The sequence below is a fragment of the Pseudomonas sp. GW821-FHT01D09 genome, from assembly GCF_059422465.1.
Window position 1 is genome coordinate 20,579 of record NZ_JBWKWY010000005.1, and the last position, 13,230, is coordinate 33,808.

The 13,230-nt window shown below is 57.3% G+C and carries 7 protein-coding genes; all 7 read right to left on the reverse strand.

The window, feature by feature from the left end; translation table 11 throughout:
* The gene (locus tag AC07W7_RS07270) at window positions 1–570 is read right to left on the reverse strand and encodes an Imm26 family immunity protein (RefSeq protein WP_495039006.1); all 570 of its coding nucleotides are present in this window, start codon (window positions 568–570) and stop codon (window positions 1–3) included.
* An 8-nt stretch (window positions 571–578) separates the two neighbouring features.
* Window positions 579–893: a hypothetical protein gene (locus AC07W7_RS07275; RefSeq protein WP_169897417.1), complete on the reverse strand. Its 315-nt coding sequence runs from the start codon at window positions 891–893 to the stop codon at window positions 579–581.
* A 13-nt stretch (window positions 894–906) separates the two neighbouring features.
* Window positions 907–5,247, reverse strand: coding sequence for an RHS repeat-associated core domain-containing protein (locus AC07W7_RS07280; protein ID WP_495039007.1), 4,341 nt, complete (start codon window positions 5,245–5,247; stop codon window positions 907–909).
* Between the two features lie 152 nt (window positions 5,248–5,399).
* Complete coding sequence (locus tag AC07W7_RS07285) at window positions 5,400–6,410, reverse strand: hypothetical protein (RefSeq protein ID WP_236310287.1); 1,011 nt, start codon at window positions 6,408–6,410, stop codon at window positions 5,400–5,402.
* Between the two features lie 6 nt (window positions 6,411–6,416).
* Window positions 6,417–10,814 carry an RHS repeat-associated core domain-containing protein gene (locus tag AC07W7_RS07290; RefSeq protein ID WP_495039008.1) on the reverse strand — a complete coding sequence of 1,466 codons (4,398 nt, stop codon included), beginning with the start codon at window positions 10,812–10,814 and terminating at the stop codon, window positions 6,417–6,419.
* 12 nt (window positions 10,815–10,826) lie between these two features.
* Window positions 10,827–11,261 carry a DcrB-related protein gene (locus AC07W7_RS07295; RefSeq protein ID WP_169866530.1) on the reverse strand — a complete coding sequence of 145 codons (435 nt, stop codon included), beginning with the start codon at window positions 11,259–11,261 and terminating at the stop codon, window positions 10,827–10,829.
* A gap of 15 nt (window positions 11,262–11,276) precedes the next feature.
* Complete coding sequence (locus AC07W7_RS07300) at window positions 11,277–13,217, reverse strand: type VI secretion system Vgr family protein (RefSeq protein WP_495039009.1); 1,941 nt, start codon at window positions 13,215–13,217, stop codon at window positions 11,277–11,279.
* Window positions 13,218–13,230 lie beyond the last annotated feature (13 nt).

Sequence of the window (13,230 nt, forward strand, 5' to 3'; positions counted from 1 at the left end):
TTATTTACTCTTAAACAGCAACTGCATGCTGTGCGCTGCCTTGTTTACACGGTCAAGTGCAATGTTGCTATCAACTCGCAAGTCTTCCGGTAAATCAAAGTGCCCCATGCATTCGTTTTCCCCGATGGCTCCTCGTAGATGAGCAATAACGCGAAAAACAACATGGTCCATTCGCCAGCAAATGGACGGCTCTATCCCCGAAAGTTGTTCTGTGGTCGCTGGATGGCTGGTACCACCCATCCAGATTCGCCTTTCAAAGGCGAATTGGATTTTGTCGTAATGGGAGTCGGATTTTTTATACCCCGGGTCACTGAAAAGTACTTTCCAGCGTGGAATACCCGAAAAACGCATGCTGCAGAATATCGGCCTGAATAATCGGCGCGATGTGTCTACTTCCTCGATAGAGGCGGGGATCTTTGTATAAAAATGGGCGAACACCTCGATCAAATGGCCGAGCGCAGGTGGTATGAGCTCAATGTAGCGTGCGAGCACGAAGCCGGGTTCATCGTTAGCATTGAGAGCCGGGATATAAAATAAATCGCCGGGCTTGGGTGCTGTCAGAGCCGTCATGAATTGGGTTAGTCGCAATAAATAAAAACATTCAGTTTTTTGCTATAAGCACTTTGAAGAAACTTGACTAGATCTTTCAATTCGCTGGAGTTTAATTTTTTTAATTTTATCGCTTTTTCGATTTCAGTCACTAAAGGTAGAATTTCGCCGAATAGAATACTTGTGTCGGCGTAATAATCAGAAAATTTGTGCGTCTTTGGGAAATCTTTTCCTGGTGCTGATGCGTCCATAAGAGCGCCATGGGTAGATTCACTCAAGCAAAAAACGGGAGTGTTTTCATTAATGTCTTTCTGATTTTCTGCTGCCATAAAGTCAAGAGGCATAAAAATTTCCATGTCAGGACGGAAAGGCTGTCACAACCTCTCCGTGCTTGTTAAGGATAACAGTCATTTTGTTTTGGTGCTCTACAACGCCTGTTTGTTTATTGGTCCGAGAACCTACAGGCTTGCCAAAATCGTACTCATATTTGGTGTTGCCTTGCTTATCTTTTTGATAAGTGGCAGTACCTTTTGTAACCGTTTTGTTCACCATTTTTCTTAGCGTCTGCTCGTTACCGACGTTAAATTTACTTTTGTGTGACCAGCGTGCACCTGGGGACCTATAGTGCCGTTCGTAAACATGTTTCCAACCTTTTTTCGTCCATTTCGGTCCGTTGCCACAGGTTTTGAGTCCGAGCGGATCTATCCAGCCAAATGGATTTTCAGCGTATTGATAGAGGTTAAATCCTCCTAGTAACCCAATCGGATCCGGCGTAGTAAACCGCCCCACATCCGGATCATAAAACCTGAACGTATTAAAATGCAGCCCCGTCTCCCGATCCAGGTACTGTCCCTGAAACCGCAGGTTCTGCTCTTCAATAAAGTAAGGCTCTCGCACCTCCTCCAGGGTATTGCCCCACACCCGATAAGTCGCCTGCCACAGGGTGTGCCCATCAGCCTCGGTCAGTTGCTCTGGCAGGCCGTTGAGGTTGTTGTGGTAGTAGCGAATTTTTTGCAGCGCCCCGATGCCATCGACGCGGGCCAGGGGTTGGTAGCCTTCGTCTTCATAGAGGTAGAGGCTGGTCTGGCTGTGCTTTTGCTCCTGTAACAGGCGTAAACCGTCCCACATGAATTGGGTTTCGCCCAGTGGATAGCCATTGCTGCCATGTTCGGTCTTGGCGATGCGTCGGCCCAGCGGGTCGTAGGCCATGCGCACCACGCTGCCGCCTGCATTGCGCACTTCAATCAGCCGGCTTTCGGCGTCGTACGCAAAGTGTTGTACGCCACGGGCGCCGCTACGCTTTTCGATCATCCGGCCAAAGGCATCGTAGCGGTAGCGTTTGTCCTGATAGGTCAGCAGCTTGTTATGCACCACCAGCCCGGCGCCTGCCTGTGGGCCGTCCAGCAGGTTGGCGGCGGCGTCGTAGGCGAAAGTTTCGCGCTGGCCGTGCAGGCTGTCTTGGCTGGCGATAATGCGGCCGGTGGCGTCGTAGTGCAGCAGTTGGCGATGCTGCGTGGAGGGCTGCTGGTCGAGTTTGCCGATCAGGTTGTCGGCGGGGTCGTACTCGAACTGCTTTTGCGCAGCTGCGGGCATCAACGATGGCTGGCTGTTAAGGCGGCGTTGGCGTGAGCGCAATCGACCGCTGCGGTCGTATTCGCTGCGGGTGCTGATCTGGCCTTGGGTGCGCAGCACTTCGCGGTGCAGGCGGTCACGCTCGAAGTCGCTGATGACCTGGCCGTCGAGGTTGATCTGATGCAGGTGGCCGCTGCCGTAGTACAGGCGGTTGAGCCAGCGGCCGTCCGGTAGTTGGGTCTGGATCAGGTTGCCGAGTTCGTCGTAATGGTGTTGCAGGTTGCCACTGGCACTCTGTTCGGCAAGCAACTGGCCGACAGCGTCGTAGGCGAAAGCCAAGGCCTGGGCTTTGCCCTGCAAGTCGGTGAAGGTGACGGCTGTGAGCTGATCGACTGCATCGTAGCTGTAGTCGGTGCGGCCATCGTCGGTGGTTTTGGCGACCAGTCGGCCGACCGCATCGCGCTCCAGTCGGTGAACGATGGGCGTCGGCAGCGTCTTCGGGACCACCGCCAGGCCATTGCCGTAAGGCGCTGGAATCGCAGTCACCGCCGTGATGTTGTCGAGCAAGTCGTAGTCGTAGCGCTTAGCGCTGCCATCGAGGTCTTGCTGTTCAGTCAGCCGATCCCCTGCGTCCCACGCAAACCGATAGCTTTCACCGTTCTCATTGACCAGCGCTTGCAGCCGCCCGTAGCTGTCGTAGCCGAACTGCACCTGCCGACCATGGGCGTCTGTGCGCTGGCGCACCTGGCCCCGCCGGTTGTTTTGATAGAGCGTGGTGTGCCCGGCGGGATCGGTATAGCCTACCAACTGCCCACTGGCATCGCGCTGGTATTGCTCGGTGCGGCCATCCGGCAATTGGTTGCTGAGCAGGCGCCCCTGTGCGTCATAACTGAACTGCGTGCGTTCACCGAGGGCATCGGTGATGACCTGTAAATAGCCCCGCTCGTTGTAGCTGAACCGCGTCGGGTAACCCGAGCAGTCGATATGCTCGACTAACTGCCCGAACGGGTTCCAGCGCAGTTTTTTGCTTTTGCCCGTGGCGTCGATGATCTCGACGACCTGGCCATGGGCGTCATAGCGATAACGGGTGACATGGCCCAGCGGGTCAATGGCGACGGTGCAGTTGCCGCGCTGATCATAGCGGTAGCGCCAGCTGTTGCCGGCGGCGTCGGTTTGCACCAACGGCAGGGCCCAGTGCTCGAGCCATAACGTCGAGTCGCTGCGCCCCAGCGGGTCGGTTTCGCCGATGAGGTTGCCGGCCTCGTCGTAGCTGTATTCATAGCGGCCGCCCTGCGGGTCGGTGGCGTTGAGCAATTGGCGTTCGTCGTTCCAGTCGAACAGCCAGGTCTGGCCGAGGTTGTCGCTGTAGCGGGTGATCTGGTACTGGCTGTTCCAGTGCCGGATGCTGACACGCTGCAAGCTGTCGGTAATGCGTGTGGTGCCGGCCTGCAGGTCATAGTCGAACTGGTAAGCATCGCCTTCGTTGGTCCAGTGCTTGATCACCCGCCATTCCTGGCCATCCATCAGGGCCCACTCGTAAAAGCAGTGCAAGCCGGTGGGCAACTGGTGTTCCACCATGCGGCGCCCAGCGTCGTAAGCGAAGCGCCGTTGTACCTGGCCGGTTGCGTCGCGCACCTGCGCCAGGTTACCCGCAGCGTCATAGTCATAGCTGACCAGCACTTCACGGCGTTGATCCGGGTACAAGCGTTCGATGTGGGTCAGATGGCCTTGATCACGGATCAGCTCAACCTGCACGAGATCAAACGTATCGCGCAGACGAACCAGGCATCCGGCATCGTCGTAGTCGAGATGGATGCGGTTGTCATTGCGATCACCGAGCTGGCTCAGGCGCAGCCGCGACGGGTTTGCTGGGGTGGGCTCGAACAAGCGGTACACACCATCGTCGCTTTCAATCAGTAACGGTCCATCGCGGTGGCGTCGTACAGCAAGCCCTTCACCGGCACTGAACACCGCGCCGCCCAAGGGGATGGTGCCCATGTCGATGGGGCGGCCCTGTTCGTCGGTGTAGATCAGGGTGTCGCCGCCCTCGGGATGAGGCTGGATCTCGACAGACACCTCATACGGCACGCTCCAGCCAGCGCCGAACAGGCTGCCACGGCGTTCGTCGCGGCTGTTGTAGACGCGCTGCCAGTCAATCGGCAGCAGGCCGGGCAGGACGAAATCCAGATCATCATCGCCGCCGAGCACCTTGGCCCCGGTGGCCGCATGGACCGGGTTCGACGAGCCCATCGCCGCGTTGGCTGCAGCGCCCATGGCACTGCTGACGGCCATCGACGCCGCCCCGCCAACCAGCATGCACGGCAATTTGCTGAAGAACTTGCCCTTGCCGCCCTTGAGCATCAGCAGCACCGTCACGGCCAGCCCGACCCCCGGGGTCTTGCCGCTGCGAATCTCGCGCACCACCACTGAACCGCCGCCGATGGTGACGTCGGGGGAGATCAGCCCGGAGGACACCACCTTCGCATCACAGGTGCTGCGGTCACCGCTGCGCACGGCGGGCTGGCCATTGATGGTCACCTTAGCCGAGCCTTCGGCCATGAACTGCGGCGGCATCGGTGGGTGCTTCATGCAAAGCACCAGGTCTTCGGGCTTGGTCTCTGTGCCTGGCGCAGGCGAAGCCACGGTGGGGCGCCACATCTGTGAGAAGAACTCGCCTGCCATGTCCAGGTAGCTGGCTTCTTCTTCCGGCGCCTGCATTTCCAGCTCGGTGCCGGCCGGTGCCACATGGGAAACAACCGCCCCGGCCGCACGGGCCGAGGGGATGTTATTGGTAAACGTGTCGAAGGAACCAGTGAGGATATTGGCCTGCACCGTGGGTGGGAACAGCGCGTTGCCGATGCCCTCGCATAAATTGCTCAGGCCCTTGTCGGCCCCGCTCTTGCTCATCGCAAGCCCCACAACCACGCCCACGACTGCGCCGAGGAGGAAGCACCCCAGTCCGCCCGTGACCACCGTGATCCCGGTGGCGGCAACGACCGCAGCGGTGGCCAGCGCCGTAATCGCGATATTCGCCGCCACCTCCAGCACGCCGCCGAGAATGTCGGCCATCATCGAGGTGTGGTCCATGGCATCGCCCATGCGGGCGGCCCATAACGCGTCAGACATAGACTGCTCTGCTGGGCCAGTCGGTGTTTAGCAGGTTACCTTCCATAGTCACAGGATCCTTGTGTTTTAAGGCATACAGGTCAATGCGGTCCTCAGGCGCTTGATCAGGATAGGATCGCCCAGACAATCCAATGGCCTTGACGGCGTAGCGGCTATAGCGAATATAAAATGTTGTAGAACTCGGTTGGGCTATCGTTTATCGAGGAAAGATCGTGATCTGTCAGGATATTCCTGAAGCATTCTTTTTTGACAGACATTCGGCGAGAGACGATTGCTTGCACCAGTTTTTCAAACACGGCTTTATCACGGGTATGCTTTTTAAGTCTCAGTATTTCTCGAGGTTTGTTTTTAATAATATAAAAAGCGTAGTTCATCAGGATGATGTTGGAAACAAAAAGATTATGTGTGGATTGAAGTGGGTTGACCGTATCAACGATAGCGTCAAATAACGGTTTCCTGTCGTTAGCGTAAGCATGCAGAAATACATCTGGATACATGAATTCGCTGTGGCAATCATTAAAGCGGAAACGATAATTCGTATCGTTGGGCTTTGTCAGTAGTGTAACGATACTTTTTTGGTAGTCTTTTAAGACGCTAAAAAGTACATTTTCTTTTCGGTCATCGGCCTTGATTGCCTGATAAATCAGGTCAATAACATCCAGTAGGGGGGTTGGCCCTAAAATATCTGCATTTATTATCAGTTTATTGTTTTCGATGCTGAAGCGCTTATAAGTTTCGTCTTCAATGCTCAGTTCGAAAAGCAGGAATTTGAGTATGTGGTTTCTGAATTGTTCATTCGCATCGATCTGATTGTTTTTCAAAGTGATCAATTGAATTATATAGAAGAAGATAAAGTAGTCTTTATTGGTCCGTTGACGGTTGTCTATTTCAAGTAAATAACCGAAGCGTGATAGGACTGACAGGAGGGCATAACAGTCCGGTTCTGTGAAGCCGAGCTTCGACATGGCTTTTTCGAAGGTACTGATGGAAAACAGGTCATGCCAGCGGCTCACATAAAGCGTAGTCCCATTGAGCTTTCTGGCGGCGACAGAGAGTAGAGAAGGCTCATCTTCTTGGTAAAAAACATCACCGAACTCTGTCGGGCATGGCCGGATGTTCAGGAAATTTTCAAGCTTGTATGAAAGGAGATTGAACAGGTCCATTTTCCGCTATCCGCATGTCTTCCACTTTCCGTTCGGGCCTTTTTTCTCGACTCGAAAGGAGGTAATGGTTTTATTGAATTTGTCGAGCAATCGGTTACCGATTCCTTTTGCCTTGGGTTCATTCGTTTTTGACAGCACGCCATCTTTCAGCCCTGTCTCTTTATAGTCAACGTCAGAAATATCCTTATGATTGTTGAGCATGCTGACCCCTTCATTGTTGACTGTGGCCACTACCCGATACTGTTCCTTTCCAGGGTTGAAGCCGGGGTTGCTGTCATGATTGACCCAGATGGCTTTTTCACCCCTAATATTCGGAACCAAGCCGCCTTTACCGCCGTTGGCAGCCTTAGAGGCGACAGTTTCACTCTTGCCCATGTAGCGAATGATCTCGTCTTCTTTCAGCCCCAGCGGATCTATCCAAGTGAATGGATTTGGTGCGTAGCGGTAAAGATTGAGGCTTCCCGTCAATCCCAATGGGTCAGGGCTGGTGAAGCGTCCTATATCTGGGTCATAGAAACGAAAAGTGTTGTAATGCAAGCCTGTTTCCCGGTCCAGGTACTGTCCCTGGAAACGCAGGTTCTGTTCCTCAATAAAGTAGGGCTCGCGGGTCTCATTAATCGTGTTGCCCCACACCTGAAACTCTGCATGCCATAGAAGGTTACCGTCACTTTCCGTTAAGGCATGGGGCAGCCCATTGGGATCATTGTGGTAGTAACGAATTCGTTGAGTTTCACCAAGACCATCGACTCTTGCCAGGGGCTCGTGACCATTATTGAGGTAGAGATACAGGCTGGTTTGGCTATTTTTATGCTCTTTGAGTAATTGCAGGCCATCCCAGTCGAAGCGGGTGTGTCCGATGAGCTGTCCTTTGCCGTCATGTTCGGTTTTCTCAATCCGTCGTCCCAGCGGGTCATAGCGCATTCTGACTACGCTTTCTCCCTGCGCCTTTTGTGTGCGGACTTCGATCAATCGGTGATCAGTGTCATAGCGAAAATGCTGCAAACCATGTCGTTTGCTGGATTTTTCAATCACTCTCCCAAAACCGTCGTAGCGGTACCGCTTATCCTGATAAGTCATCAGTTGGTTATGCGTCACCTGCCCTGTAGAACCGGATGAGATGTCGAGAAGATTGGCTGCGGCATCGAAGCAAAATGATTCGTTCTGCCCTTGGCGACCTCCCTGGGTTGCACGGATCCGTCCTGTCATATCGTAGTGGAGCAGTTGGTGTTGTTGTCCTTGTGGGTTCCGTTCGGAACGCCCCACAAGATGATCACTGGGATCGAACTCAAAATGTATTTTTTCAGGCGCAGGCATCAAAACCGGAAGGCTGGCATGCCGGTGTTGGCGAGTGCGTAGGCGGCCGCTGCGGTCATATTCGCTTCGCGTACTAATGTGGCCTTGTGTCCGAATGACTTCTCGATACAGTCGATCATGCTCGAAGTCGCTTATCACATGGCCGTTGAGGTTGATCTGATGCAGATGGTCGCTACCGTAATACAAGCGATTGAGCCAGCGGCCATCCGGCAGTTCCGTCTGGATCAAATTGCCGAGCTCATCATAATGATGCCTCAGAGTCCCGGCGGCGCTCTTTTCTTCAGTGAGATAACCGCGTGCGTCATACGCAAAGCCCACTCGTTGTTGGTTGCCGTCGTTATCGATAGCGATAGCTTCGATCAATTGGTTCAACGGGCTGTAGTGGAAGCAGAACTGTCCATCAGGTGTGGTTCGGGTTGTCAGTCGGCCCATAGCATCCCGTTGTAGATGCTGGACGATAGTTTTTTCGTTGGCCTGCTGACCACTTCGTATCGCTACGTGGGTCTCGACGCGGTTTACGTTATCTAGGGCATCGTATGTATAACGTTTCGCGCTGCCATCAAGGTTGCACTGCTCCGTCAACCGATCCCCATCATCCCAGGCAAACCGATAACGTTCGCCGTTCTCGTTGATCAGCGCCTGCAGCCGACCAAAGCTGTCATACCCGAACTGCACCTGCCGGCCATGGGCATCGGTGCGCTGGCGCACCTGGCCGCGACGGTTGTGTTGATAGCGTGTGGTGTGGCCGGCCGGGTCGGTGTAAGCCGTCAGTTGGCCGCTGATATCTCGCTGGTACTGCTCGCTACGGCCGTCGGGTAATTGGCTGCTGAGCAGGCGCCCCTGTGCGTCATAACTGAACTGCGTGCGTTCACCGAGGGCATCGGTGATGACCTGTAAATAGCCCCGCTCGTTGTAGCTGAACCGTGTCGGGTAACCCGAGCAGTCGATGTGTTCGAGCAGTTGCCCAAACGGGTTCCAGCGCAGTTTTTTGCTTTTGCCCGTGGCGTCGATGATCTCGACGACTTGGCCATGGGCGTCATAGCGATAGCGGGTGACATGGCCCAGTGGGTCAATGGCGACGGTGCAGTTGCCGCGCTGATCATATCGGTAGCGCCAGCTGTTGCCGGCGGCGTCGGTTTGCACCAACGGCAGGGCCCAGTGTTCCAGCCACAACGTCGAGTCGCTGCGCCCTAGGGGGTCGGTTTCGCCGATGAGGTTGCCGGCCTCGTCGTAGCTGTATTCATAGCGGCCGCCCTGCGGGTCGGTGGCGTTGAGCAATTGGCGTTCGTCGTTCCAGTCGAACAGCCAGGTCTGGCCGAGGTTGTCGCTGTAGCGGGTGATCTGGTACTGGCTGTTCCAGTGCCGGATGCTGACACGCTGCAAGCTGTCGGTAATGCGTGTGGTGCCGGCCTGCAGGTCATAGTCGAACTGGTATGCATCGCCTTCATCGGTCCAGTGCCTCACCACTCGCCATTCCAGGTCTTCAATCAACGCCCAGTCATAGAAGCAGCGTAATCCTGTCGGCAGCTGGTGCTCGACCATACGGCGCCCGGAATCATAGGCAAAGCGCCGTTGTACCTGGCCGGTTGCGTCGCGCACCTGCGCCAGGTTACCCGCAGCGTCATAGTCATAGCTGACCAGCACTTCACGGCGTTGATCCGGGTACAAGCGTTCGATGTGGGTCAGATGGCCTTGATCACGGATCAGCTCAACCTGCACGAGATCAAACGTATCGCGCAGACGAACCAGGCATCCGGCATCGTCGTAGTCGAGATGGATGCGGTTGTCATTGCGATCACCGAGCTGGCTCAGGCGCAGCCGCGACGGGTTTGCCGGGGTGGGCTCGAACAAGCGGTACACACCATCGTCGCTTTCAATCAGCAACGGCCCATCGCGGTGGCGTCGTACAGCAAGCCCTTCACCGGCACTGAACACCGCGCCGCCCAAGGGGATGGTGCCCATGTCGATGGGCCTGCCCTGTTCGTCGGTGTAGATCAGGGTGTCGCCGCCCTCGGGATGAGGCTGGATCTCGACACACACCTCATACGGCACGCTCCAGCCAGTGCCGAACAGGCTGCCACGGCGTTCGTCGCGGCTGTTGTAGACGCGCTGCCAGTCAATCGGCAACAGGCCGGGCAGGACGAAATCCAGATCATCATCGCCGCCGAGCACCTTGGCCCCGGTGGCCGCATGGACCGGGTTCGACGAGCCCATGGCGGCGTTGGCCGCCGCGCCCATGGCACTGCTGACGGCCATCGACGCCGCCCCGCCAACCAGCATGCACGGCAATTTGCTGAAGAACTTGCCCTTGCCGCCCTTGAGCATCAACAGCACCGTCACGGCCAGCCCAACCCCCGGGGTCTTGCCGCTGCGAATTTCGCGCACCACCACTGAACCGCCGCCGATGGTGACGTCGGGGGAGATCAGCCCGGAGGACACCACCTTCGCATCGCAGGTGCTGCGGTCACCGCTGCGCACGGCGGGCTGGCCGTTGATGGTCACCTTGGCCGAGCCTTCGGCCATGAACTGCGGCGGCATCGGTGGGTGCTTCATGCAAAGCACCAGGTCTTCGGGCTTGGTCTCTGTGCCTGGCGCAGGCGAAGCCACGGTGGGGCGCCACATCTGTGAGAAGAACTCGCCTGCCATGTCCAGGTAGCTGGCTTCTTCTTCCGGCGCCTGCATTTCCAGCTCGGTGCCGGCCGGTGCCACATGGGAAACAACCGCCCCGGCCGCACGGGCCGAGGGGATGTTATTGGTAAACGTGTCGAAGGAACCGGTGAGGATATTGGCCTGCACCGTGGGTGGGAACAGCGCGTTGCCGATGCCCTCGCATAAATTGCTCAGGCCCTTGTCGGCCCCGCTCTTGCTCATTGCAAGGCCCACGACCACGCCCACCACCGCGCCGAGGAGGAAGCACCCCAGTCCGCCCGTGACCACCGTGATCCCGGTGGCGGCGACTACTGCAGCGGTGGCCAGCGCCGTAATCGCGATATTCGCCGCCACCTCCAGCACGCCGCCGAGAATATCGGCCATCATCGACGTGTGGTCCATGGCATCGCCCAGGCGAGCGGCCCATAACGTGTCAGACATGCAGGAGGCCCATCACGCAGGCACGTCGAACGACAACGAGTTCTTGATGGTCGCCCAATGCGCCGCCTCGGCATCACCCAGCTTGTCCGCCTTCACATAACTCAAGGCGAGCATCTTGCGCGTCCCCGGCAGCACCAGGGCCAACTGGTACTGGAACACCTTGTCGTTGCCCTTGTTGAACTGGCTACGCAGCTCGATCCCTTCGACCTCCTGGGCGGCACCCAGGCGTACCGGCACGCTGGGCAGGCAGCGCAGGTCCTGCACTTGTTTTTCCAGGCGCTTGAGCTGGTCGTCGAAGTTGCTGTGCAAGGTTTCGCCTTCTGCCAGCAGGCTGCGGCTGACGATCAGGGAGGTCCCCAGTTCCGGGAACTTGAGGATATTGATCGTCGCGTCCTGCAGCTCGCCGGCGGGCAGTTGAAACTGGAATTCGTTGATGCGGTACGTCATGGCAAACAGGTCTCGTCAGGAGCTTTTAGGCGCGGGGAATGCGGCTTTGATATTGGCGTCGATGCTGGTTTTTATGCCTTGGCCATCCGGTGTGGCGCCAGGCCCGCCGCCGTTGTTCAGGTGCAGCACGCCGCCGGTGTTGAATTCGGCGTCGCCGCTGGCGTAGAAGCTGATTTGCACGCCCGTGAGGTTGATCTGCCCGCTGGCGTTCAATTCGAGGATGCTTTCCCCGCACACCAGGCGCAGGTTTTCGCCGACCTCGATGACATAGCTCTGGCTGATGCTGTCGGTTTTTTTCTGGCCAACGGAGAGGATGTCTTCCTGCTTGACGATGCGCAGGCGGTTGTTGCCGATGGTCACCGTCTCGTTATGCCCAATGCTCTTGTTGCGGTCATGCCCCACCGAGTGGCTTTCATCCACTTCCACCACGATGTCCTGATTGCGCTCGGCATGGATGTACAACTGCTCCAGGCCCTTCTTGTCTTCCATGCGGATTTCATTGAAGTTCGCCGGGCTGCCACCCTTGCTGGAACGGCTTTTCATCCCGCTCTGGGTGGCGTTTTCCGGCAGGTCGTAGGGCACCGTCTGTTCGGCGTTGTACACCCGCCCGGTAATGATCGGCCGGTCCGGGTCGCCTTCCAGGAAGCTCACAATCACTTCCTGGCCAATGCGTGGGATCTGCATCGAGCCCCAGTTCTTGCCGGCCCAGGACTGCGAGACGCGAATCCAGCAGGAGCTGTTTTCATTGGACTGGTCGTGGCGGTCCCAATAAAAATGCACCTTCACCCGGCCATATTGGTCGGTCCAGATTTCCTCGCCCTTGGGCCCGACCACCAGCGCGGTCTGCGGGCCTTTGACGATGGGGCGATGGGTATTGGCCAGTGGGCGGAAGCTCTGTTGCGCGTCGATGCAGGTCAGGCTGCTGTCGAACTGCGCCGACGCCGCGCCGCCACCGGACTCCAGGCGTTCCTGGGTGATGTAGTAGCGGGCGCCGAGGATCAAGTATTCGCGGTTCTGGTCGCGGCGGCTGAAGCCGGTGAGGCTGAACAGATGGCCGGAGCCCAGGCCCCGTGCGTTACCGCTGAACTCCACTTGTTCGTGCAGGGTTTGCAGGGCTTCGATGCGGGTGCGTGCGTAGTGTTCGCCGTCTTCGCTTTTGACGTAGGTGCCGGGGTAGTCGTACAGCGGGTAGTCGCCGGCGGTGTGCGGGCGTGGCATGGCCGAGCGCACGTCGATGCTGGCGCTGGGGCGCTGGAAATCGTAGTCGTTGAGCTCCAGGGAGCCGGGCTGCACTTCCTGCGCCAGGTGCCAGTTGTGCATATGGTCGCGTTCGCGCTGCTGCTCGTCCTTGGGGTAGTAAGGCACCGAGGTGTAGCCGGGCACCGTGGCGTGGGCGCCATAGGCGTCGGCCAGCACCAGCACATGGCGGTCCTGCTCGTGGCGGAAGAAGTAGTAGATGCCTTCCTGTTCCATCAGGCGGCTGACGAAATCGAAGCTGGTCTCGCGGTACTGCACGCAGTATTCCCACTCGCGATACGGCCGGCTCAGGGCGTCTTCAAAGTCGGAAAAGCCCAGGTCGCGGAACACCTGCTTGATGATCTGCGGGATGCTCAGGTTCTGGAAAATCCGGCAGTCGGAGGTACGGCTCAGCAGCCACAGCCATGGGCGCAATGTCACCTGGTAACTGGCGAACTGGCCCTGGTCGATGTTCTGGCTGCAACGGGCGACGAGCCCATGGAAATACCGCTCGCCGCCGTCCGCCAGTTGCAGGCTGACGCTCATCGGTTTGCCCAGCAGCTGGTTGAGGTCGATGTTGGCGTCCAGCGAGTTGAGTTGCAGCTCGTAGTTGAACAGCCGTCCCAACTCTTCGCCGCCGCCCATTTCATTGAGCAGCAGCACATCCGGCCCCAGGGGGCTGGTGATCTTGGCCAGGCGTGAGGCTTGGTTGAAAAGCATCGGTTGTCCCGTA

Coding starts and splice junctions, on each gene's coding strand:
- AC07W7_RS07300 (WP_495039009.1), bottom strand. CDS start 13,217: ATGCTTTTCAACCAAGCCTCACGCCTGGCCAAGATCACCAGCCCCCTG.
- AC07W7_RS07270 (WP_495039006.1), bottom strand. CDS start 570: ATGACGGCTCTGACAGCACCCAAGCCCGGCGATTTATTTTATATCCCG.
- AC07W7_RS07275 (WP_169897417.1), bottom strand. CDS start 893: ATGCCTCTTGACTTTATGGCAGCAGAAAATCAGAAAGACATTAATGAA.
- AC07W7_RS07290 (WP_495039008.1), bottom strand. CDS start 10,814: ATGTCTGACACGTTATGGGCCGCTCGCCTGGGCGATGCCATGGACCAC.
- AC07W7_RS07285 (WP_236310287.1), bottom strand. CDS start 6,410: ATGGACCTGTTCAATCTCCTTTCATACAAGCTTGAAAATTTCCTGAAC.
- AC07W7_RS07295 (WP_169866530.1), bottom strand. CDS start 11,261: ATGACGTACCGCATCAACGAATTCCAGTTTCAACTGCCCGCCGGCGAG.
- AC07W7_RS07280 (WP_495039007.1), bottom strand. CDS start 5,247: ATGTCTGACGCGTTATGGGCCGCCCGCATGGGCGATGCCATGGACCAC.